Origin of the sequence: Rhodoferax fermentans (assembly GCF_002017865.1) — a bacterium.
GTDB lineage: Bacteria > Pseudomonadota > Gammaproteobacteria > Burkholderiales > Burkholderiaceae_C > Rhodoferax > Rhodoferax fermentans.
Map to the genome: position 1 here is coordinate 1,485,497 of NZ_MTJN01000002.1, position 21,472 is coordinate 1,506,968.

The 21,472-nt window shown below is 62.5% G+C and carries 21 protein-coding genes; 11 read left to right on the plus strand and 10 right to left on the minus strand.

The genetic code is table 11. The features are described 5' to 3' along the window. Positions 1-6: 6 nt before the first annotated feature. Positions 7-2,595, plus strand: a complete 2,589-nt coding sequence (locus RF819_RS07135) for a sensor domain-containing protein (protein WP_078364343.1) — start codon at positions 7-9, stop codon at positions 2,593-2,595. 26 nt (positions 2,596-2,621) lie between these two features. Here the strand turns inward: RF819_RS07135 and RF819_RS07140 are convergent, their stop codons facing one another. The 5 genes from RF819_RS07140 to RF819_RS07160 all read right to left on the minus strand — a co-directional run bounded on the left by RF819_RS07140 (position 2,622) and on the right by RF819_RS07160 (position 8,397). Continuing rightward, complete coding sequence (locus tag RF819_RS07140; RefSeq protein WP_078364344.1) at positions 2,622-3,692, minus strand: ABC transporter ATP-binding protein; 1,071 nt, start codon at positions 3,690-3,692, stop codon at positions 2,622-2,624. 4 nt (positions 3,693-3,696) lie between these two features. Then, positions 3,697-4,557, minus strand: a complete 861-nt coding sequence (locus RF819_RS07145) for a carbohydrate ABC transporter permease (protein WP_078364345.1) — start codon at positions 4,555-4,557, stop codon at positions 3,697-3,699. Between the two features lie 112 nt (positions 4,558-4,669). Continuing rightward, complete coding sequence (locus tag RF819_RS07150; protein WP_078364346.1) at positions 4,670-5,539, minus strand: carbohydrate ABC transporter permease; 870 nt, start codon at positions 5,537-5,539, stop codon at positions 4,670-4,672. Between the two features lie 30 nt (positions 5,540-5,569). Then, complete coding sequence (locus tag RF819_RS07155) at positions 5,570-6,820, minus strand: ABC transporter substrate-binding protein (protein ID WP_078364347.1); 1,251 nt, start codon at positions 6,818-6,820, stop codon at positions 5,570-5,572. Between the two features lie 128 nt (positions 6,821-6,948). Further along, positions 6,949-8,397, minus strand: a complete 1,449-nt coding sequence (locus tag RF819_RS07160; protein WP_078364348.1) for an aminotransferase-like domain-containing protein — start codon at positions 8,395-8,397, stop codon at positions 6,949-6,951. Positions 8,398-8,702: 305 nt separating this feature from the next. On the opposite strand from RF819_RS07160, the gene RF819_RS07165 reads away from it, so the two are divergent. The 6 genes from RF819_RS07165 (at position 8,703) to RF819_RS07190 (ending at position 13,692) form a co-directional block, all read left to right on the plus strand. Beyond that, complete coding sequence (locus RF819_RS07165; protein WP_078364349.1) at positions 8,703-9,395, plus strand: aspartate/glutamate racemase family protein; 693 nt, start codon at positions 8,703-8,705, stop codon at positions 9,393-9,395. A gap of 40 nt (positions 9,396-9,435) precedes the next feature. Then, entirely contained in the window at positions 9,436-10,347 is a 912-nt protein-coding gene (locus RF819_RS07170) for a DMT family transporter (RefSeq protein ID WP_078366817.1), read from the plus strand. After that, the gene (locus RF819_RS07175) at positions 10,344-11,606 is read left to right on the plus strand and encodes an aminotransferase-like domain-containing protein (RefSeq protein ID WP_078364350.1); all 1,263 of its coding nucleotides are present in this window, start codon (positions 10,344-10,346) and stop codon (positions 11,604-11,606) included. Before RF819_RS07170 ends, RF819_RS07175 begins: the two co-directional genes overlap by 4 nt. 2 nt (positions 11,607-11,608) lie before the next feature. Continuing rightward, positions 11,609-12,226: a glutathione S-transferase family protein gene (locus RF819_RS07180; RefSeq protein WP_078364351.1), complete on the plus strand. Its 618-nt coding sequence runs from the start codon at positions 11,609-11,611 to the stop codon at positions 12,224-12,226. A gap of 18 nt (positions 12,227-12,244) precedes the next feature. Next, a complete protein-coding gene (locus RF819_RS07185; protein ID WP_078364352.1) occupies positions 12,245-13,180 on the plus strand; it encodes a PhzF family phenazine biosynthesis protein in 936 nt (311 codons plus the stop codon). A 188-nt stretch (positions 13,181-13,368) separates the two neighbouring features. Beyond that, positions 13,369-13,692: a hypothetical protein gene (locus RF819_RS07190; protein WP_078364353.1), complete on the plus strand. Its 324-nt coding sequence runs from the start codon at positions 13,369-13,371 to the stop codon at positions 13,690-13,692. A gap of 100 nt (positions 13,693-13,792) precedes the next feature. Here the strand turns inward: RF819_RS07190 and phaP are convergent, their stop codons facing one another. The 4 genes from phaP to RF819_RS07210 form a co-directional block, all read right to left on the minus strand. Continuing rightward, positions 13,793-14,338 (minus strand): TIGR01841 family phasin, encoded by a 546-nt coding sequence (phaP, locus tag RF819_RS07195; protein ID WP_078364354.1) that lies wholly within the window; start codon positions 14,336-14,338, stop codon positions 13,793-13,795. Positions 14,339-14,495: 157 nt separating this feature from the next. After that, positions 14,496-15,389 carry a DMT family transporter gene (locus RF819_RS07200; RefSeq protein ID WP_078364355.1) on the minus strand — a complete coding sequence of 298 codons (894 nt, stop codon included), beginning with the start codon at positions 15,387-15,389 and terminating at the stop codon, positions 14,496-14,498. 8 nt (positions 15,390-15,397) lie between these two features. Further along, a complete protein-coding gene (locus RF819_RS07205; protein ID WP_078364356.1) occupies positions 15,398-16,243 on the minus strand; it encodes a creatininase family protein in 846 nt (281 codons plus the stop codon). Positions 16,244-16,275: 32 nt separating this feature from the next. Further along, positions 16,276-16,623, minus strand: a complete 348-nt coding sequence (locus RF819_RS07210) for a zinc ribbon domain-containing protein YjdM (protein ID WP_078364357.1) — start codon at positions 16,621-16,623, stop codon at positions 16,276-16,278. 102 nt (positions 16,624-16,725) lie between these two features. On the opposite strand from RF819_RS07210, the gene RF819_RS07215 reads away from it, so the two are divergent. Both RF819_RS07215 and RF819_RS07220 read left to right on the plus strand, forming a co-directional pair. Continuing rightward, on the plus strand, positions 16,726-17,484 hold the full coding sequence (locus RF819_RS07215; protein WP_078364358.1) for an alanyl-tRNA editing protein: 759 nt from the start codon (positions 16,726-16,728) through the stop codon (positions 17,482-17,484). Beyond that, positions 17,481-17,807: a DUF167 domain-containing protein gene (locus RF819_RS07220; protein ID WP_078364359.1), complete on the plus strand. Its 327-nt coding sequence runs from the start codon at positions 17,481-17,483 to the stop codon at positions 17,805-17,807. Before RF819_RS07215 ends, RF819_RS07220 begins: the two co-directional genes overlap by 4 nt. A 37-nt stretch (positions 17,808-17,844) precedes the next feature. Here the strand turns inward: RF819_RS07220 and RF819_RS07225 are convergent, their stop codons facing one another. Next, entirely contained in the window at positions 17,845-18,432 is a 588-nt protein-coding gene (locus tag RF819_RS07225) for a hypothetical protein (RefSeq protein WP_078364360.1), read from the minus strand. A 110-nt stretch (positions 18,433-18,542) separates the two neighbouring features. Between RF819_RS07225 and RF819_RS07230 the strand changes: the two genes are divergently transcribed. Beyond that, positions 18,543-20,612: a ribonuclease catalytic domain-containing protein gene (locus tag RF819_RS07230; RefSeq protein WP_078364361.1), complete on the plus strand. Its 2,070-nt coding sequence runs from the start codon at positions 18,543-18,545 to the stop codon at positions 20,610-20,612. 2 nt (positions 20,613-20,614) lie between these two features. Next, a complete protein-coding gene (locus RF819_RS07235) occupies positions 20,615-21,466 on the plus strand; it encodes an energy transducer TonB (RefSeq protein ID WP_078366818.1) in 852 nt (283 codons plus the stop codon). Positions 21,467-21,472 lie beyond the last annotated feature (6 nt).

The window sequence follows — 21,472 nt, forward strand, 5'->3', positions numbered from 1 at the left end:
TGAACCGTGAACAACATCAAGTCCTTTCTCCATGACGCCTCTCTGGCCAGACAGAGCACGCAGGACGTGGTGCGTGACGAGGCCAGCCACAACCCCTGGCGACTGGCGCTGGAGGGCTTGCAGGCCGGCATTTGGGACTGGAATGTGCTCACCGGTGAGCAATACCATTCACCGCGCTGGGAGCAGCAGCTGGGCTACAGTGGCCACGAACTCGACGCCAGTTACCACGCGTTCATCTCCCGCGTCCATCCAGAGGATCTACCGGCCTTGCAGACGGCCATGGCCGACTACCTTGAAGGACGCAGCAGCCACTATGCGATCGAGCTGCGTCTGCGCTGCAAGGATGGACGCTGGACCTGGATAGGTGCCTCAGGCATTGCGGTGAGCCGCGACGCGCAGGGGCGCCCCACCCGCATCATCGGCACCCACAACGACATCACACAGCGCAAAGAGGCCGAGCAAGCCCTGATGGAGCTCAACACCAACCTGCAAGAAACAACAAGGCTGCTGCGCACCACCCTGGACCACATCAGCCAGGGCATTTTTCTGCTGGACGCCGACAAACGCATCATCGGCTTCAACCCACGGGTGTGTGAGTTGCTGGAAGTACCGCCCGAGATGCTGATGGCACGCCCCACCTTGACGCAGTTCAGCGCGTTCCAGCTCAGCCGCGGGGACTTTGGCGAAGGTGAGCTGTTTGTGAGTGAGAACGCGCGCGCCTACGTTCGCAGCGATGGCTTGGGTGAACCACCGGCCCACTATGTGCGCGAGACACGCCAAGGCCGCATGCTGGAGGTCCGGTCCAGGCTGTTGCCCGACGGCGGCATGGTGCGCACCTTCACCGATGTCACCGACTACGTGCGCACCCAGCAAGCCCTGCAGACCAACGAAGCACGCTGGCGCCTGGCGCTGGAGAGCACCGGCGACGGGCTGTGGGACCTCACCGTGCCCACCGGTGAAGAGTACCTGTCGCCGGGTCTGCTGCGCATGTACGGTTTTGAGGAGGGTGACCTGCGCGCCAGCCTGGAAGACCGTGACCGACACACCCATCCCGACGACCTGGAGCGGGTGCGGCGCGACCGGCAGGACCACCTGGATGGGCTCACCCCTACCTACAGCAACGAACACCGCGTGTTGTGCAAGGACGGCAGCTGGAAATGGGTGTTGTCACGCGGCATGGTCATCAGTCGGGACGCCAACGGCAAAGCCTTGCGCATGATCGGCACCCACACCGACATCAGTAAACGCAAGGCGGCCGAGGCCACCATCTGGCAACAGGCCCACTTTGACGCGCTGACCGGCCTGCCCAACCGTCGCTTGATGCGTGAACGCCTGGCACAAGAGATGAAAAAATGCCGACGGGATGGGCTGAAACTGGCGCTGCTGTTCATCGACCTGGACCGCTTCAAGGAAGTCAACGACACCCTGGGCCATGACCGCGGCGACCTGCTGCTGACCGAGGCCGCCCAACGCATCAGCCACTGCCTGCGCGAAGTTGACACCGTGGCGCGCATGGGCGGTGACGAATTCATGGTGATCGTGACCGAACTGCCGCAGGTGGCTGACCTGGAAGCGGTGCTGCACAAGCTGCTGGGCTCGCTCGGCGGGGTGTTCCAGCTCGGGCTGGATCAGGTGTTCATCTCGGCCAGCATCGGTGTCACGGTTTACCCCGATGATGCGCTGGAGATTGAAGGCCTGCTCAAAAACGCGGACCAGGCGCTCTATGTGGCCAAAGCCGCCGGGCGCAACCGCTTCAGCTATTTCACACCCGCGCTGCAGGAAGCCGCCCAGTGGCGGGCCCAGCTCACCCGGGACATGCGCTTGGCGCTGGTCGAGCAACAGTTCCGGGTGGTGTATCAGCCGATCGTGACCCTGGCCACGGGGGTCATCCACAAGGCCGAGGCCTTGTTGCGCTGGCAACACCCGACACGCGGCCTGATCAACCCGGGCGAGTTCATCCCGGTGGCCGAAAGCAGTGGGCTGATCGGGGCGCTGGGTGAATGGGTGTTCCAGCAAGCCGCCGACCAGGTACAGGCCTGGCGTGCCAGCTTGCACCCGGACTTCCAGATCAGCATCAACAAGTCACCGGTGCAGTTTGAAAACCCCGACCCGCTGGCCACCCCCTGGATCGAACAGCTGCGTGCACGCGGGCTCGGTGGCGACAGCATCGTGGTGGAAATCACCGAAGGCCTGCTGCTGTCCACCAGTGCCGGCGTGACCGAGCAACTGCTGGCCATGGGGGATGACGGCATCCAGGTCTCGCTGGACGACTTTGGGACCGGCTACTCGTCGCTGGCCTACTTGCAGAAGTTCCACATCGACGTGATCAAGATCGACCAGTCGTTTGTGCGCCAGCTGGCGCCTCAGTCCACCAACTTAGCGCTGTGCCAGGGCATCATCGCGATGGCGCATGCGCTGGGCATCCAGGTGGTGGCCGAAGGCATCGAGACAGAGCAACAGCGTGCGCTGCTGGCCGCTGCGGGGTGTGACTTTGGCCAGGGTTATTTCTTCTCGAGGCCGGTGAGTGCTGCCGAGTTTGAACAGATCTGCGGCCAGATCCACGTCCATCCACCCACCGTCAACGCCGCGCTCTGAGCCAGGCGGCGGGCCAGGCGTTCACCTCAGCCGAGTCGCACACCGGTCTGGGCATCAAACCAGTTGTTGTGGCGGCTGCTGATGGTCAGGCCCACGTTGTCACCCACGGCCACCGGGGTGCTCGGCGGTACACGCACATTGATCAGCCCGGCACCGGTCTGGACCACCACATAGGTGTCGGCGCCGGTCGGCTCCACCAGCGTGACCTCACCGCGCCAGGGTGCGTCGTCAGCCAGGTGGATGTGCTCCGGGCGCTGGCCCAGGGTCACCGCGCCGGCCACCGGTGCGGGCAGCTGCAAAACCCCACCTTCAAAGGAAAATTGGCCTGTAGCCCCGATGCCGCTTGCGTTACCAGTTATGAAATTCATAGTGGGTGAACCAATGAACCCGGCCACATAGGTGTTGACCGGCTGGCGGTAGATCTCGTAGGGGGTGCCAATCTGCTGCAACGTGCCGTCCTTCAACACCGCGATGCGGCTGCCCAGCGTCATGGCCTCAATCTGGTCGTGCGTCACATACACGCTGGTGATGCCTGAGAGCAGGTGCAGGCGTTTGATCTCGGCACGCATCTCCACGCGTAACTTGGCGTCCAGGTTGGAGAGCGGCTCGTCAAACAGGAACAGCTGCGGGTCACGCGCCAGCGCCCGGCCCATGGCCACCCGCTGGCGCTGGCCACCCGAGAGCTGCGCTGGGCGGCGCTCCAGCAGGTGCTCGATCTGCAGCAATGCGGCCACCTCGTGGATACGGCGGGTGCGCACATCGAGCGGGATCTTGCGCATCTCGAGCGCAAAACCGATGTTCTGCGCCACATTCATGGTCGGGTACAGCGCATAACTCTGGAACACCATGGCGATGTCGCGCTGCGCAGGCGGCATGTCGACCACGTTTTTGCCACCGATCCACAACTCCCCTTCGGTGGGCGCCTCCAGCCCGGCCAGGATGTTGAGCAGGGTAGATTTGCCGCAACCCGAGGGCCCGACCAGAATCAGAAACTCGCCCGGCGCCACATCAATGTTGATGTGGCTGAGCACCTCAATCGCGCGGGGACCTTTGCCGAACACCTTGCGAATACCCGCAATGTGGAGTGAAGCTGCCATGTTCTTATCCTTTGACGGCACCAGCCGTCAAGCCTTTGACGAAATACTGGCCAGCCAGCACGTACACCAGCATGGTCGGCAGGCCGGCAATGATGGCGGCGGCCATGTCCACGTTGTAGTTCTTGACGCTGCTGCTGGTGTTGGCCAGGTTGTTGAGGCCCACCGTGATCGGCTGGCTGTCGGCACCGCTGAAAGCCACCCCAAACAGGAAGTCGTTCCAGATGTTGGTGAACTGCCAGATCAGCGTCACCATCAGAATCGGTGTTGACATCGGCAACACGATGCGCCAGAAGATGCGCCAGAAACCCGCACCGTCCAGACGTGCTGCGTTGACCAGCTCACGCGGAATGGCGCTGTAGTAGTTGCGAAAAAACAGCGTGGTGCCCGCCATGCCGGCCAGGCTGTGCACCAGCACCAGCCCGAACACCGAGCTCGACAGGCCCAGATCCCCCAGCACCTGGCTCATCGGCAACAGCACCACCTGGAACGGCATGAACACCCCGAACAGCAACAAACCAAACAGGAACTCCGAGCCCCTGAAACGCCACAGGCTCAGCACATACCCGTTGACCGCGCCCCAGGCGGTGGAGATCAGCACCGCAGGCACCACCATCGTCACCGAGTTCAAAAAATAGGGCTGCAGACCCCGGCAGTCGACCCCGGTGCAGGCGCTGGACCAGGCCAGCCGCCAGGCCTCCAGGTTCAACGCCTGCGGCAGGCTCACCAGGTTGCCTGCGCGGATTTGCTCGGCATCTTTGAAGCTGGTGACCAGCATCACATACAAAGGCGCCAGAAAAAACAGCGCCGCCAGCAGCAGCACGCCGTACACCAGCAGACGCGTTAACAGCAACAACTTGGCATTCATGCGTCTTTGTCCAAGCAGGGGGGATGTGTGCGGGCACCCATGGAACTGGCTTTGCCAGACCATAGGGTGCGTCCCCCCTTCAGGGGGGAAGACTTGATGCGGCTCAGGGGGCTCATCTTTTTTCGCGCAGCTCGCTGTAAAGGTAAGGCACCACGATGGCCGCCACAGTGGCCAGCATCATGGTGGCACTGGCCGCCCCCAGACCAATCTGGCCACGCGTGAAACTCATGGTGTACATGAAGGTGGCGGGCAGATCCGATGCATAACCCGGCCCGCCCGCGGTGAGTGCCATCACCAGGTCAAAGGCCTTGATCGCCAGATGTGACAAGACCAGAATGGTCGAAAACACCACCGGGCGCAACATCGGCAGGATGATGCGCCAGTAAATGCGTGGCAGGCTGGCGCCGTCGATCTGCGCGGCCTTGATGATGTTGTCGTCAATACCGCGCAGGCCCGCCAGGAACAGGGCCATGGCAAAACCGGTGGACTGCCAGATGCCGGCGATCACCACGCAGTAGATGGCGGTGTCGCTCTGCACCAGCCAGTCAAAACCGAACGAGGTCCAGCCCAAGTCGTGCATGAGTTTTTCCAGGCCCAGGCTGGGGTTCAGAATCCATTTCCAGGCGGTACCGGTGACGATGAAAGACAGCGCCATGGGGTACAGGTAGATGGTGCGCAACACCCCATCAAAGCGGATTTTCTGATCCAGAAAAATTGCCAACAGCAGGCCCAGCAACATCGAGCCGCCCACATACAGCAGGCTGAAAAGAACCAGATTTTGGAGCGCAACGTGCCAGCGTTCCATGTCCCACAGGCGCACATACTGTTCCAGCCCGACAAACTCGTCGTAGTTGGGCAACATGCGTGAGTTGGTGACTGAGAGCACCCCGTTCCAGATCATCAGCCCGTAGATGAAGGCAAACCCCAACACAAAGCCGGGCGCAACCACCAGTTTGGGGAGCAGGTTTTCAAGGGATTTCATAAGCACGCTGACGAGACATGTTTGCTCGGTTCACTGCGTCGCAGCCGCCTTAGCAATGCTTTTGACACCGTCGGCCACGCTGATTTTGTCGTTGTTCCAGAACTGGCTCACCGCGTCCTTGATCGCGCCCTCGATGGCGGGTTTGACCGCCATGCCGTGGGAAATCGACGGCACCAGGGAGCCCGCTCTGCCAGAGGTGGCAAAGTCCCTGGCGGACAGCTTGGCGCAGTCGTCAAACTTGCTCATGTCCATGCCAAGTCGCACCGGGATCGAGCCCTTGCTCAGGTTAAAAGTCTGCTGGAATGTGGTGCCCATGAGGGCGGCGGCCAGGTCGGCCTGGGCTTGTTGCGCCCCGGCGCTTTTGAGCTTGAACATGACAAACGAGTCCAGATTGAAGGTGTAGGCATTGGTGCTGCCCGGGGCGGCGGCACACAGGTAGTCTTTGCCGGGCAACTTGCCTGCGGCGCTGAACTCACCCTTGGCCCAATCCCCCATGATCTGGAAAGCGGCCTTGTTCTGGATCAGCAGTGCGGTGGCCAGGTTCCAGTCGCGCCCCGGGGCGGCCGGGTCGGTGTAGGCCTTGAGCCTGCGAAAGGTTTCCAACGACTTGGCCATGGTCGGGCTGCTCAGGGCAGCCGGGTCGAGCTTGACCAGCGCGTCCTGGTAAAACTTCGGTCCCCCCACCCCCAGCAGCACCGACTCGAAGACGGTGAGGTCTTGCCAGTTCTGGCCGCCATGCGCCAGCGGGATCAACCCGGCCTTTTTGACCTTGTCCGCTGCGGCAAAAAACTCGTCCCAGGTCCTGGGCATGGCTGCCACACCGGCCTTTTTGAGCACCGACGTGTTGGCCCAGATCCAGTTGACGCGGTGCACATTGACCGGCGCGGCCACATAACTGCCCCGGTATTTCATGCCGTTGGCCACCACCGGTGGCAGCAGGCTGTCCCATTTTTCGGCTTTGGCGGTGGCATCCAGGTTGGCCAGCACCCCCTCGTTCGCCCACTCCTGAATCGCCGGGCCCTTGATCTGGGCGGCTGCGGGTGGGTTGCCCGCGATCACGCGGCTTTTGAGCACGGTCATGGCGTTGTCACCACCGCCCCCGGCCACCGCAAAGTCTTTCCAGCTGTGGCCCTGGGCTTGCATGGTCTTTTTCAACTCGGCCATGGCCCGGGCCTCGCCGCCCGAGGTCCACCAGTGCAACACTTCCACCTCACCCGCCATCACGCATCTGCCAGCCAGCAGGCACAACAAGGCAAGCGCTTGCGGGATTCGTTTGACCATGTCCACTCCTGAAAATCGATCCGGGCAGGCGCACAGCGTCACCCGAATTAATTAATTGTTAATTAATAAAACACCCAAACAATGCGGGCTTACCCTTGTTGTTGTTGCTGCAGATCAAGCTTTCCAACTCACAGGCTGGCGCGCATCTCCTGAAACACCTGCCAAAAGGTGGCGTCCTGCGTGGTGCAGAAGTTGATGCGCATCAGGGTGCCGGGCGCCCGGTTGGCATGGAACAGCGAGCCCGGCGCCAGCAGGTAACCCAGGTCCAGCATGCGTTGTGCCAGCGCATCGGTGTCCACCCCGGTGTCGACCCAGCCAAACAGGCCCGTCGGGGGCGCCACAAAACGGCAACCCGCTGCCAGCGCCAGCGTCACACTGCGCCCCCGCGCCTGGGCCAGTCGAGTGCGCACCTGCTGGGCATGGCGGCGCAGCTGGCCCTGCTCGATGCACCAGGCCAGCGCTTTTTCGAGCAGCGCCGGGGTGGTCAGCGTGGCCAGCAGCTTGGTGTCGAGCAGTTGTTCGTACAGATGGGTGGGGGCAGCCAGAAAACCGATGCGCCAGCCAGGCGCCAGGATTTTGGAAAACCCACTGACGTAGATGGTGCGCTGCAGACCATCCAGCGCACTCAGCCGGGTGGCGTGTTCGGGCGCCAGATGGCTGTAGGTGTCGTCCTCCACAATCACAAAGTTGTGCGCGCTGGCCAGTTGTAACAAGCGGTGCGCACTGCCCGGGCTCAGGCAGAAGCCGGTCGGGTTGTGCAACACACTGACGCTGACAAACAGCTTCGGGCTATGCAACTCACAATAACGCGCCATCACCGCCAGGTCCGGCCCGTCCGGCCCGCGTGGCACCGGCAGGATGCGCATGCCCAGGGCGTCGAGCCGGGCAAACTCGATGGCCCAACCAGGCTCTTCAACCATCACACAGTCACCGGTGCGCAGCAGAGTGCGGCTGACGATGTCAAGCGCGTGGGTTGCCCCCACGGTGGTGATGATCTGCTGCGCGGTGGCCGGAATCGCCAGCGCCGCCAGCCGGGCCGAGAGCGCCTGGCGCAGCCCCGAGTCACCGGCGGGTTCACCATACTGCAGCGACAAGGCGCGCAGCTGCGCACCACTGCTGACACGGCGGATGGCGGCGGGCAAAAAACCGGTCTCCAGCCAGTCCGGCGGGAAAGCGCCCAGGCCGGGCTGGGGTTTGTCGCTGCCACGCTGGAACATGCCACGGATCAGTGCGGTGGCATTGACCGGCACATGCTGCGCTGCAAAAACGCTGCCAACCGAGCTGGTGCCGGGTGGCATCAGATCCACATTTTTTGTAGCAACCTGCCCTTTATCCACAAGGGCCAGCGCGCGATTTCTCACAAAGAAACCGCGATTCTTGTGCGCCTCCACCAGGCCCTGCGCCAGCAACTGGTCGTAGGCTGCCACCACCGTGCTCGGACTCACATCCTGCTGCTGCGCACACAGGCGTACCGAGGGCAGGCGGCTGCCCGCTGCCAGCAGACCGCTGTTGATGCGCTCCGCCAGGCGCGCCGCGAGTTGTGCGGACAAGGACTGTGACCGGGTTCTGACCAACATCTTGTGTACTCCCTCTAACGCTGCCAACACTTCAAGCCAGCTGGCAAGCCTCCACACGGTGGCGGCAGCTGTGTTGCCAACACAAACAATACAGTAGTCTGAAATGTCTTTTTAAGTGTACTGCAGGTGTATTGTTTTTGGCACTACATTTGTGGGCATGATGGGCTTTTCTCCCCCCGCTGACCACCACCCCAAGTGCCGCACTGCGGCGGCACGATGCTGCACGGATCAGCAGGATTCAAGCCAAATTTGCCCCCAGCCCTTACGCCAAAAGGGCCAATAGCTATGACAAATGGAGCACACCCATGAAAACGCTGGGCCTGATCGGTGGCATGAGCTGGGAGTCCACGCTGCCTTATTACCAGCACATCAACCAGACAGTGAAGGAATCCCTGGGCGGCTTGCATTCGGCCAAACTGATCCTGTACAGCGTGGACTTTGCCGAGATTGCGCAACTGCAGGCAAGCGGGCAATGGGATGCGGCGGGCGCTTTGCTGGCAGATGTGGCGCGCAAGCTGGCGCACGCCGGGGCCGACGCGCTGGTGATCTGTACCAACACCATGCACAAGGTGGCCCCGGCCATCGAGGCTGCGGTCGACATCCCCTTGTTGCATATCGCCGACCCAACCGCACAGGCCATTCAACAAGCCGGGCTCACTACCGTCGGGCTGCTGGGAACCCGTTTCACGATGGAGCAGGACTTTTACCGCGCCCGCCTGGAGAGCCATTTTGGCCTGACGGTGCTCACACCGCCGCCTGAGGCGCGCAACGAGGTGCACCGGATCATCTTCGAGGAGTTGTGCCTGGGCCAGGTGCAAGCGGGCTCGCAACACACCCTGCAGCGCATCGCCGCGCAATTACAAACGCAGGGCGCACAAGCCATCATCCTGGGCTGCACCGAACTGGCCATGAGCCTGCAGCCACAACATCTGAGCCTGCCCCTGTTTGACACCACCGCGTTGCACGCCCGCAGCGCTGCGTTGTGGGCTCTATCTTGAAAGTTTGCTTTTGAAAAACACCCACCACGAAACCCTGGGCATGTGGCTCGGTGTGCTGGGCGTCGCCATCTTTGCGGTGACGCTGCCGATGACGCGCCTGGCCACTGGCACGGCACAGGCGCCCTATCTCTCGCCCTGGTTTGTGACCTTTGGGCGGGCGGTGCTGGCAGGGGCCTTGTCCCTGGTGTTTTTGCTGGCCACCCGCTCTGCCCTGCCCACCCCGGCGCAGCGCAAGCCGCTGGTGATGGCGCTGTTGGGCAATGCCATCGGTTACCCGCTGCTGCTGGGGTTTGCGCTGTTGCATGTCAACTCCGGCCATGCGGCGGTGATCACAGCGCTGCTGCCGCTGAGCACGGCGGCGGTGGCCGCTCTGGTGTTGCACCAGCGGGCGCGGCTGGGCTTTTGGTTGTTTGCCGCGCTGGGCAGTGGCCTGGTGCTGGTGTTTGTGCTGTGGCGCAGCCACAGCCAGGGCCACGGTTTTGGCCTGGCCTGGGCCGACCTGTTGCTGCTGGGTGCGGTACTGTCTGCCTCGGTGGGTTATGTTTTTGGGGCGCAGGTGACCCATGCGCTGGGCGCCGAGCGGGTGATCTGCTGGGTCTGTGTGATGGCGCTGCCACTCACCGTGCCCGGTGCGCTGTTGACTTGGCCGAGCCACAGCGTGCCCAGCTCGGCCTGGCTGGGTTTGGTGTACGTCGGTGTGTTCTCCATGTGGGCCGGTTTTTTTGCCTGGTATCGCGGCATGGCGATGGGCGGTGCACTGCGCGTGAGCCAGACCCAGCTGCTACAACCGTTTTTGAGTATCCTGGCTGCCGTGCCCTTGCTGGGTGAGCCGCTGGAACTGGCCACCCTGGGCTTTGCCCTGGCCGTGATCACCACCGTTTTTCTGGGCAGGCGTTTTGCCAAACCTGCCCCTGTTGTTGTTACCCTCGTCGCCTCAAAGGAACCTGTATGAACGCACCCCTGCCCCCAGATTGTCTGAACTCACCCTGGCAACTCGCCCGCCGCGCCGAGCGCATGAACCCGTCGGTGATCCGTGAGATCCTGAAAGTGACCGAGCGCCCCGGCATCATCAGTTTTGCCGGTGGTCTGCCGTCGAGCAAAACCTTCCCGGTGGCCGAATTCGAAGCGGCTTGCGCCCAGGTGCTTAAAGACGACCCGGCAGGCGCCCTGCAATACGCCGCCAGCGAAGGCTACGCCCCCCTGCGCCAGATGGTGGCCGAACAACTGCGGACCAAGGCCGCCGCAGCGGGCCACACCTGGGAGGTGGACCCGGCGCAGGTGCTGATCACCACCGGCAGCCAGCAGGGGCTGGACCTGGTGGCCAAGGTGCTGGTGGATGCGGGTAGCAAGATTCTGGTGGAGTCACCGACCTATCTGGGGGCGGTGTCGGCCTTTATCCCGATGGAACCGGACGTGGTGAGTGTGGCCAGCGATGACCAGGGAGTAGACATCAGCGACCTGCGGACCAAGGCAGCCGGGGCGCGTTTCCTCTATGTGTTGCCCAATTTCCAGAACCCGACCGGCAACACCATGAGTGAGGCCCGCCGCGCTGCGCTCAGCACAGTCGCTGCCGAGCTGAACCTGCCGCTGATCGAGGACAACCCCTACGGCGACCTGTGGTTTGACACCCCACCCCCTGCGCCGCTGACCGCCCGCAACCCGGACGGCTGCATCTACCTGGGCTCGTTTTCCAAAGTGCTGGCACCCGGGCTGCGCCTGGGTTTTCTGGTGGCGCCCAAAGCGGTCTACCCCAAACTGCTGGAGGCCAAACAGGCGGCCGATTTACACAGCCCGGGTTTTAACCAGCGCATGATCGCCCAGGTGATGCAAGGCGGTTTTCTGGATCGCCATGTGCCCAAAATCCGTGCGCTCTACAAGGCCCAGCGCGATGCGATGCTGGAGGCGCTGGCGCAGCACTTTGGCCCGATGCCAGCCCAAGCCGACGCGGCCATGCTGGACAGCCGCCTCACCTGGAACTGCCCGGCCGGTGGCATGTTCTTGTGGGCACGCCTGCCCCAGGGCCAACGTGCTGTGGACCTGCTGCCCATCGCGGTGGAGCAAGGCGTGGCCTTTGTGCCGGGCGCGCCGTTTTACGCCGATCACGGCGACGAACGCACACTGCGCCTGAGTTTTGTGACACCCAGTGTCGAAGAGATCCATCGTGGGGTGGCCGCACTGGCGCGCGCCATGCAAGAACAGGCAGGGGTTTGAACATGCTGCACATCTGGGGGCGATTGAGCTCCATCAACGTACGCAAGGTGGTCTGGGCCGCGCAGGAAACCGGTGTGCCCTTCACCCGCACCGACGCGGGCCTGACTTTTGGGGTGGTAAAAACCTTTGACTACCTGCGCCTGAACCCCAACGCCCAGGTGCCCACGCTGCAAGACGGTGAGCTGGTGTTGTGGGAGTCCAATGTGATCGTGCGTTACCTGTGTGCACGTTACGCACCTCACCTGTACCCGCAGGAGCTGGCCGCGCGTTTTGATGCCGAGCGCTGGATGGACTGGCAACAAACCAGCCTCAACCCCGCCGGCAGCCCGGCCTTCATCCAGTGGTTTCGCACCGCGCCCGAACAGCGCGACCAGAGTGTGATCACCAAGTCGGTGGCCACCATGACCCCGTTGCTGCTACTGCTGGACCAGCATCTGTCACAACGCGCCTACATGGGGGGTGACAGCTTCGGCATGGCCGACATCCCGGTGGCCTGCGACATCCACCGCTGGTTTGGCCTGCCCCAAACCCGCCCTGAGTTGCCCCACCTGGAACGCTGGTACAGCCAGATCCTGGACCGCCCGGCAACACGGGGGGTGCTGGACTTGCCACTGGCTTGACTGCTTGGAGTTGTGCCCATGATCACCAGAACCTTCACACAAGTCGACGTTTTCACCGACACCGCCTACCTCGGCAACCCGCTAGCCGTGGTGTTGGACGGTTCGGGTTTGTCCAGCGCCGATATGCAGCACTTTGCGCGCTGGACCAACCTGTCCGAGACCACTTTTTTGCTGCCCCCCACGCCAGAAGCAGCGGCCCAAGGGGCCGACTACCAGGTGCGCATCTTCACACCCGGCGGTGAGTTGCCGTTTGCCGGCCACCCGACATTGGGCAGCTGCCACGCCTGGCTGCAGGCCGGTGGTCAGCCCAAGGCGCCCGAGTGCATCGTGCAGGAATGTGGCCAGGGGCTGGTGCGCATCCGCCGCGACGGCAGCCGCCTGGTTTTTGCCGCGCCGCCGCTGCAACGCAGTCTGCCCAGTGCCCAACTGCTGGCCGATGTCAGCGCCGCGCTGGGCCTGGCGCCGCAGCACATTCTGGCCAGCCAGCTGCTCAACAACGGGCCACTGTGGTTGGGCCTCTTGCTCGATGACGAGGAGCTGCTTCTGGCGCTGGAGCCTGACCACGCCGCGCTCAAGGCTTTGGGGCAAAAAGTGGGTGTAGCCCATATAGATCAAGGGGTAACAGCTACACCACTGATAGCGCGCTCCAACCGCGAGGCCCGCGCCTTTGGTCCACGCACCAGCACACCCGGCGCAGCCCAGGGTGTGGCCCAGGCCCAAGTGCGCGCTTTTGCGGCACCGATCGGTGTCAACGAAGACCCGGTCACGGGCAGCCTCAACGCCAGCCTGGCCCAGTGGCTGATCGCTGACGGGCTGGCCCCCAGTAGCTACATCGCCACCCAGGGCACCTGCCTGGGGCGACACGGCCAGGTGATGGTGTCACAAGACGACCATGGTCAGGTCTGGGTGGGGGGTGATGTGGTGACCTGTATCGCCGGGACAGTGACGCTGTAGAGCCACACGCCGCCCGCGCCCGGATGACCCGGGCGCGGGCATTTTTCAGGTGGCAGCCACCAAATAGTGACCCCAAGCGCATCACAAGGGTGCAAAATCAAAGTTGCTGACTGGCAGTGCGCGCCACACTTCAGCACCGTTGTCGGCGCAAACTGCTGCTCATGACAAGCACTCGGAGCACGACCAACATGGACTACCAAGAACGATTTACCGACCGCGATTTGGAAAAAATCGTTGATGAAGGCCTGATTTACATGTGCGCCTGCCCGGCACAGGTGGCCGATGCCATCCGCAAACTGCGCGGGCTCTACCGCTACCAGTACCACTGCATCAACGACCCGGACAACCAGTCCGAGGTGCACCAGACCATTGCCCAAAGCGCGATCCACGCCCATGCCCACCTGCAGGACTGTCTGGACCAGATCCTGACCCTCGAAAAATGGGACCGCACCACATTGACCATGCCCGCCAACCTGCGTGTCAGACAGGCCAAGGCCATGCTCTCGGAATAAGCCACCCTACGCGGCGCCTGCGTCAGACACAAAAAAAGCACCCGAAGGTGCTTTTTTTATGGCCACACGTGGGCCGACAGGCACGAGGCCATCGGGCAAATCAGGCCTTCTTGCTGACCGCAGCGGCGGCGCTCAAGGCGTGTTCGGTCACTGCAGCGACATTGCTTTCAGCCATGGCGAGCGCTTTTTTGGCGGTGCTTTGGGCCGATTCGATGGCGTTTTGGCTGGATGCCAGAGCGCTCTTGAGCACCGCCACGGCCGACTCGGTGCCAGCCGGTGCGTTCTTGCTCAAGCTGTCCAGCGCCTTGGTCATGGTCTTTTGGCTCTCTGCGGCCTGCGCTTCAAATGCCTTGGTGAACTCGGCACTGGTCTCCACGGTGATGCCGTACACATGGCGGCTGTAAGCAGCGGCTTTTTCAGCGGCAGGGCCAACCAAGCCGGTTTGCAAAGTCATAACTTGTTGCAGGTCTTTGGCAGCCAGCAGGCTTTGGGCGTGGTGGAAGGACTCGGTCAACACCGCTTTGGCAGCGGCCAGATTGAGTTCAACCAGTTTTTCGAAGCCAGAGAAGGCCTTGGTGGACAGGCCGGTGAACGCGTCCAGGTTGGTCTTGTTGGCGGCGGTGATTTGGTCAGCGGTGATAAACATGGCGGTGTCTTTCAGGAAGAGGTTGATGAACCAGGGATGCTTTGCAAACTTATGTTGCAGTGCAGCATGACTGAATTATAGGAACACCTGACGCCAAAACAAGTATTTTTTGCTGCACCGCAACAAATAAGCTAGGTGACAGCCTCTAAAACCGTGGTCAGCGCCAGAGCAACAGCCCGGTGCCCACCACCGTCATCAGCGCCCCCAGCCAGGCACCCGGTGCTGGCGCACGTTTGAGCTGGAACCACAACAAGGGCAGCACCAGAATCGGTGACACCGAGGACAGGATCGCGACCATGCCCACATCGCCCTTTTCCAAGGCAAGAAGCACCAGCGTCATGCCCACCCCCATGGCCACAAAACCGTTGAGCCCGGTTTGCACCAGCACACGCGCCGTCGGCGCCGTGGTGGCGCGCGCCGCCCGAAAACCGGAGAGCAGCAGCACCCCATGCGCGGCGGTGGCCACCGTCACCCGCACCGCCGAGGCCATCATCGGGTCCACCTGCAAAGCCATCACCGGTTTGGCCACCAGCGAGCCCACCGCCTGGCACAAGGCGGCCAGCAGCGCCAGCGCCACGCCCAGCCCGACATGGCCACGGTCGACCTCCCAGGCGTGGTTTTCGTCCTTGCGTCGGCCCAGGGCCATCGCGGTCATCACCCCGGCCAGCGTCAGTGCCGCACCCACCAAGGCCTGCACACTCATGCGCTCGTCCAGCAGCCAAAAGCCCAACGCCGCGCTGAAAGCCGCATGGGTGGCGAACAACACCCCGGCGCGGCGTGGCCCCAGGCTGTTCATGGCCGCAAACAAGGCGGTATCACCGACAAAAATGCCGATCAGCCCACTGATCGCCATCGCGCCCCAGGCCTCCAGCCCAAACCCACGCCAGCCACCCGTGACGGCCACCACCGACCACAACATCACCGCCACCATGGCCATGCGCCAGCGGGTGAAAGCAAACGCACCGAGGTGGCGCGAAGGTGTGACCGACATCACACTGCCCATCGCCCAGCAGGCGGCGGCGCCCAGCGCCAACAAATCGTAAGCAAGCATGGGGAAAGTCAGCGCAGTGCGGTGCAGTTCGTCAGGGTGTCTGGCGGCAACTGATCGATTTCAGCCAGCAGTTGCGCCAGTGCCCGGCCAGCCGCCTGCACCAGGGCGTGACCCTTGTCGGCCGTGGCGGCGGCGGCGTTGCCGACCGCACCCGCCGGGTTGTAGTCCTGCATCTGCCAGCCAAGCTTGGCGCTTTTGCCATTACCCAGAATCTCAAATTGCTGGGCACGGGTTTGTGAGGTGGAGGCAAAGTTCTGCGCCTGATCCAAAGCTACATGCGCTGGGTCCAACGCCAGCATCATAGAGGTTTCGATGTCGCCCGCGTGGATGCCAAAGCGGTGTTCATCGGCAGAGAACAAGGCATTCACGTCTTGCCCTTGGGTATCACGCAGCGGCAGGTTGAACCAGCTCACGCTGTACACCAGCATGTCCAGCCGTGCACGCAGGTCACGCGCCACCAGGTCCATCACCCCCACATGACCACCATGGGTGTTGAACAACACCAGCTTGGTGATGCCGCTGGTCGCCACTGACTCACCGATGTCGGTCCACAGCCGCAAGATGGTCTCGTTCTTGAGCGTCAGTGTGCCTGGAAAACGGGCATGTTCAGGACTCAGCCCCACGGCTTGGGTCGGCAAAAACAGCACCGGCAGGTCTGGCGCCAAGTGCGGCAAGCTGGCCGCCACGATGCCGTTGACCAGCACCGTGTCAACACTCACCGGCAGATGTGGCCCATGCTGCTCGGTCGCGGCCACCGGCAACACCGCGATGGTGCGCGCCGCCTCGCCACTGGCCAACAAAGCAGCAAAGTCACGGGTACTCAGGTCGACCCAGTAGCGTGATGGGGTGCTCATGGTGCGTTTTGGAAAGTGAGGTCGTGCTCGACTCAGGCCTTTTTCATGAACTCGGCTTTGAGCATGAAGGCGCCTTGGTCGGTCTTGCAGTCGACCTCGTGGTCACCCGCGCCTTCGGGCAGGCGGATGCCTTTGATCTTGGTGCCTTTTTTGAGCACGATGGACGAGCCTTTGACCTTCAGGTCCTTGATCAGGATCACCGTGTCACCACTGGCCAAGGGGTTGCCATTGGCATCAAGCACCGGACCGCTGGCGGCTTCACCCTCTTCCGCCGCAGCGGTTTGGGGCCACTCAAACCCGCAGTCCGGGCAGATGTAGTTGTCCCCATCCGGGTAGGTGTTGTCTAAGGTGCATTGGGGGCAGGCGGGAAACTGGGGCATGGTGAAAGTGCAAAAAAATGGTGGGTTCAACCCAAGGGTGACAAGTGTACGAGGCCTATCCGGCTACTGGTCGCGTCGATCACGCTTCAGTATCATGTGCGGATGACACAAGATCTCTTCCGCACCGACGCTTATCTGCTTGACACCACCGCCACGGTGACAGCGATCACATCGCAAGGCATTGTGCTGGACCGCACCGTGTTTTACCCGCTGGGCGGTGGCCAGGCGGGGGACACCGGTGTGCTGGTACTGGCCGATGGCACCGACATCACCATCGTGGACACCCGCAAGGGCAAGGCCGAGGATGGCAGTTTTACACAAGATATCTGCCATTTGCCCTCGCCAGACGTGCTTGAGCAGCTATTAACGCCAGAGCAAAGCAAACTCGCGGTGGGCGACACGGTCACAGCCCGCATCGACTGGGCGCGGCGCCACCGGATGATGCGTTTCCACACCGCCACCCATTTGTTGTGCCACATCGTGCCTCAGCTGGTCAACGGCTGTTCGATCACGCCTGACTACGCGCGGCTGGACTTCAACATGACTGACGCGCTGGACAAAGAGGCCCTCACCGCCGCCATTGCCACGCTGGTGTCCGCCGCCCACCCGGTGACGGTCGGCGCCATCACCGATGCCGAACTCGACGCCAACCCCGCGCTGGTCAAAAGCATGTCGGTGCAACCACCGCGCGGCAGCGGGCAAATCCGCACGATACGGATCGGCGACGAGACCTTGATCGACCTGCAACCCTGCGGCGGCACCCATGTGGCCAACACGGCGGAAATTGGCCCGGTCATCGTCACCAAGATCGAGAAAAAGTCTGCCAGCACCCGCCGTGTGGTGCTGGGTTTTGCCCCATGAGCCGGGGCCAGATCAGGAACATCACCGGCGACTCCTTTTTTGCCTGGGATGGCATCGTCCTGGTGGTCAACATCCTGGGCAAACCCAGCGCGGCCAAGGACGCGATTGGCAAACCCCACGGCACCCAGCTCAAGGTCAGCGTGACCGCCAAACCGCTGGGTGGCAAAGCCACAGACCACATGGTGCGTTTTCTGGCGCCGCTGTTTGGTGTGAGTGTGTCTGCCATTGAGGTGGTGTTTGGCCAGGAAAACGTCAACAAGCAGTTACGCATCACCGCGCCGACCAAATTGCCAGCGGTATTTACCCAGGACGCATCAGACTGAGCCGAATGGTGCGCCGCCCGGAACGCTCAGGCGCGGGCTATTTGAGTTTGCCCAGAGATACCCGGATCGCCTCCAGCCGCGCCTCGTAGTCAGTCGCATCACCGTAGTCCAGAAACTGGCTGTAACGGGCATGGGTGCCCATCACTTTTTTGGCGTGTTTGATCGGGCAGAAATAGGCTTCGGTGCGCGCCAGAATCTCGCGCCAATAACCCACCAGCCCGTTGCCGTATTCGCAGTAGGTGCAGTGAAACTTCTCGATGAAGTTCAGATACTGCAGCTGGCGGCGGTCAAACACCAGGTAGTCGGCGCGGCGCACCTTGGTGATGCCGTAAATCGGAAAACAGCTCCACTGGTAGAAGCTGACACAGAGGTCCAGCAGCACCAGCGGAACAATCATGCCGTAGATGATCGGGCCGGTGATCAGGTTTTGTGGGCGAAAACTCACCAGCCATCTGAAAAAATTCATCTTGAGCTTGCGGTGCGCGGCTTTGACCGAGCTCTCAAACTCCACCCGTTTGCCCTTGATCTGGAAAAACATGCGACTTTGCTGCTCGTGCATGGCGGTGACGAGTTCGGCCTCCAGAGTGGCCATTTGGGCCAGCAGCTGGCTGATACGTTCGTTCATGCTTGTCCTTTCTGGTGCGGGAGCTTGGTGCAAAGCTTGTCCGGCCAATATACGCCCACGCAAGTCAGACCCCAGCCCAGACAGCAGGCACCCATGGGACAATCCGGCGCATGCACCTATTATTTGAAGAAACCGGCAAATTCCTCGCTGGCCGGATCCTGTCCGAGGCCGACGCTTCGGCGCAGGTCGAGCTCGACAGCGGCAAACGTGTCAAGGTCAAAGCGGCCAACATCCTGCTCAAGTTTGAGAAGCCCGAACCGGCCCAACTGATGGCGGCCGCCCAGGCCGTGGCCAGCGGCATCGAGCTCGACATGGCCTGGGAATTTGCCCCCGAAGACGAGTTTGGTTTTGCCGACCTCGCGCGCGACTATTTTTCTGAACAAGCCACGCTGAGTGAACAGGCCGGCATGCTGCTGGCGCTGTTTGAGGCGCCGCACTACTTCCGCCGCGCGGGCAAAGGGCGTTTTCGCAAGGCCACCAAAGAGATCCTGGCACAGGCGCTGGCCGCCATCGAGAAAAAGAAACAGATTGCGCTGCAGATCGAGGCCTGGGTCAAGGAGCTCAGCGCAGGGTCCTGCCCGGCCGCGATCCGTGATCAGCTCTACAAAATCCTATTCAAACCCGACAAAAACGCGCCCGAATACAAGGCGGTGGTGGAAGCCTCACGCGCCACGCACCTGGGCCCGCTCGAGCTGCTGATCAAAGCGGGAGCGATTGACTCGCCCTACCAGTTCCACTGGAAACGCTTTTTGCTGGAAAACTTTCCCAAAGGCACGGCTTTCCCCAAACTCGAAGCACCACGCATCACCGACGAGTTGCCGCTCTCGAGTGCCCGTGCCTTCTCAATCGACGACTCGGCCACCACCGAGATTGACGACGCCTTGTCCGTACAAGGCCTGGGCAGTGGCACGGTGCTGCTGGGCATCCACATCGCCGCACCCGGTCTGGCGATCCAGCCCGGCAGCGCGATTGACCAGCTGGGCCGCGCCCGCTTGTCCACCGTCTACATGCCCGGTTACAAGATCACCATGTTGCCCGACGAGGTGGTGCAGGCCTACACCTTGATGGAGGGGCAGAACTGCCCGGCGGTGTCGCTCTACGTCACGCTCGATGAAGCCACGCTCGAGATCAAAAGCAGCGAAACCAAGTTGGAACGCGTGTTCATCGAAGCCAACCTGCGCCACGACCAGCTCGACGCGGTGGTCACCACCGACTGGCTGGAAAACCCGGCCTTTGAGCATGAAATCGACCCTAAGCCCTTATTGGATAAGCGCGAGCAGCTCTCCTTTTTATACCGTCTGGCGAAAGACCTCAAAGCCAAGCGCGAGGTGGTGCGTGGCAAACCTGAAACCTTCAACCGGCCCGATTACAACTACCGCCTGGTCGGTAACAACGGTGCCGAGCCCAAGGGTGATGAACAGGTCGAGATCAGTGTGCGCCAGCGTGGTGCGCCACTCGATTTGATTGTCTCCGAGGCGATGATCCTGGCCAACAGCAGCTGGGGCAGCTGGATGGCAGATCTGGGCGTGCCCGGCATCTACCGCAGCCAGGCCAGCCTGGCGCCGGGTGTGAAAGTGCGCATGGGCACCAAGGCGCTGCCGCATGCCGGCATTGGTGTGAAAAGTTACGCCTGGAGCAGCTCGCCGCTGCGTCGTTACACCGACCTGGTCAACCAGTGGCAGATCATTGCCTGCGCACGTCACGGCAACACCGCTGCGCTGGCGGCACCGTTCAAACCCAAAGACGCCGAGCTGTTTTCGATCATCTCGAGCTTTGATGCCACCTACGCCGCCTACAACGGCTTCCAGAACGCGATGGAGCGTTTCTGGGTGCTCAAGTATGTGCAGCAGCAAGGCATCACCGAGCTGCCCGCAAGCCTGTTCAAGGACAACCTGGTGCGTGCCGACCACCTACCGCTGGTGTTGCCGGTGGCCGGGGCTCAAGGCCTGCCGCGCTGGGCACAGGTGATGGTGCGCCTGGGCGACATCGACGAGGTGTCGCTCGACATCCATGGCACCGTGACCGCACGGCTTGACGGTGGCCCGGACGACAAAAGCGCAGGCGAATCGGCCCAAGCGCCAGACGACGAGTCCGACGACGACACCCTGGCCGGCCCGATTGCGATTGCGGTGGACCTGGGCGAAGGTGACCCGGCACCCGGCGATAATTCCGCCCCGTGAAACTGCGGTCTTTCAGCACCCTCCAACTCGCCCTGGGCGTGTCCATAGCCGTGCACGCCGCGCTGCTGACGGTGCGGGTGGTCGACCCCGAGGCCTTCAACCGGGTGTTTGAAGACACCCCGCTGGAAGTGATCCTGGTCAACGCCCAGACCAACGACAAGCCGAGCAAGGCACGCGCCATCGCCCAGGCCAACATGGCTGGTGGTGGTGATGCGGCCAAAGGCCGTGCCACCAGCCCGCTGCCACCCGCCCTGGTGGCGATGCCCGGTGAGGCCAGCGAACACGACCGCGAACGCCAGGTGCGCGAGATGTTGGAGCAGCAGAGGGTGTTGTTGTCCAAGGTCAAATCGGTGCTGGCAGCGATGCCGCCCACCGACCCGCTGCAACAAAAACTCAGCCCCGACGACATCCAGCGCGAGGAAAAACGCCGCCAGCTGATTGACCTGCTGGCCGAGATCGAGCGGCGTATCCAGATGGAAAACGAGCGCCCGAAAAAGCGCTACATCAGCCCGGCCACGCGTGAGGCGGTCTACGCCATCTACTACGACCGGCTGCGCCGCGCCATCGAGGACAAAGGCACAGAGAATTTCCCCGAGGCCAATGGCCAGAAGCTCTATGGTGAGCTGACCATGATCGTCACCGTCAATCACGATGGCAAAGTGTTGGCCACCGAGGTGGTGCAAAGCTCGGGCAACAAGCTGCTGGACCGGCGCGCCCAGGCCATTGCCAAAAGCGCCGGACCGTTTGGCAACTTCAACCGCGAGATGCGCCGCCAGGCCGACCAGATTGCGGTGGTGTCACGCTTCAAGTTCACCCGCGACGACACCCTGCAAGCCCCCCTCAGCGCCCCCTGACCCACC

Bases quoted from the DNA above. Each gene is read 5' to 3' on its own strand.
- RF819_RS07140 (WP_078364344.1), bottom strand. From the start codon at position 3,692: ATGGCAGCTTCACTCCACATTGCGGGTATTCGCAAGGTGTTCGGCAAA.
- RF819_RS07145 (WP_078364345.1), bottom strand. From the start codon at position 4,557: ATGAATGCCAAGTTGTTGCTGTTAACGCGTCTGCTGGTGTACGGCGTG.
- RF819_RS07150 (WP_078364346.1), bottom strand. From the start codon at position 5,539: ATGAAATCCCTTGAAAACCTGCTCCCCAAACTGGTGGTTGCGCCCGGC.
- RF819_RS07155 (WP_078364347.1), bottom strand. From the start codon at position 6,820: ATGGTCAAACGAATCCCGCAAGCGCTTGCCTTGTTGTGCCTGCTGGCT.
- RF819_RS07160 (WP_078364348.1), bottom strand. From the start codon at position 8,397: ATGTTGGTCAGAACCCGGTCACAGTCCTTGTCCGCACAACTCGCGGCG.
- RF819_RS07165 (WP_078364349.1), top strand. From the start codon at position 8,703: ATGAAAACGCTGGGCCTGATCGGTGGCATGAGCTGGGAGTCCACGCTG.
- RF819_RS07170 (WP_078366817.1), top strand. From the start codon at position 9,436: ATGTGGCTCGGTGTGCTGGGCGTCGCCATCTTTGCGGTGACGCTGCCG.
- RF819_RS07175 (WP_078364350.1), top strand. From the start codon at position 10,344: ATGAACGCACCCCTGCCCCCAGATTGTCTGAACTCACCCTGGCAACTC.
- RF819_RS07180 (WP_078364351.1), top strand. From the start codon at position 11,609: ATGCTGCACATCTGGGGGCGATTGAGCTCCATCAACGTACGCAAGGTG.
- RF819_RS07185 (WP_078364352.1), top strand. From the start codon at position 12,245: ATGATCACCAGAACCTTCACACAAGTCGACGTTTTCACCGACACCGCC.
- RF819_RS07190 (WP_078364353.1), top strand. From the start codon at position 13,369: ATGGACTACCAAGAACGATTTACCGACCGCGATTTGGAAAAAATCGTT.
- phaP (WP_078364354.1), bottom strand. From the start codon at position 14,338: ATGTTTATCACCGCTGACCAAATCACCGCCGCCAACAAGACCAACCTG.
- RF819_RS07200 (WP_078364355.1), bottom strand. From the start codon at position 15,389: ATGCTTGCTTACGATTTGTTGGCGCTGGGCGCCGCCGCCTGCTGGGCG.
- RF819_RS07205 (WP_078364356.1), bottom strand. From the start codon at position 16,243: ATGAGCACCCCATCACGCTACTGGGTCGACCTGAGTACCCGTGACTTT.
- RF819_RS07210 (WP_078364357.1), bottom strand. From the start codon at position 16,623: ATGCCCCAGTTTCCCGCCTGCCCCCAATGCACCTTAGACAACACCTAC.
- RF819_RS07215 (WP_078364358.1), top strand. From the start codon at position 16,726: ATGACACAAGATCTCTTCCGCACCGACGCTTATCTGCTTGACACCACC.
- RF819_RS07220 (WP_078364359.1), top strand. From the start codon at position 17,481: ATGAGCCGGGGCCAGATCAGGAACATCACCGGCGACTCCTTTTTTGCC.
- RF819_RS07225 (WP_078364360.1), bottom strand. From the start codon at position 18,432: ATGAACGAACGTATCAGCCAGCTGCTGGCCCAAATGGCCACTCTGGAG.
- RF819_RS07230 (WP_078364361.1), top strand. From the start codon at position 18,543: ATGCACCTATTATTTGAAGAAACCGGCAAATTCCTCGCTGGCCGGATC.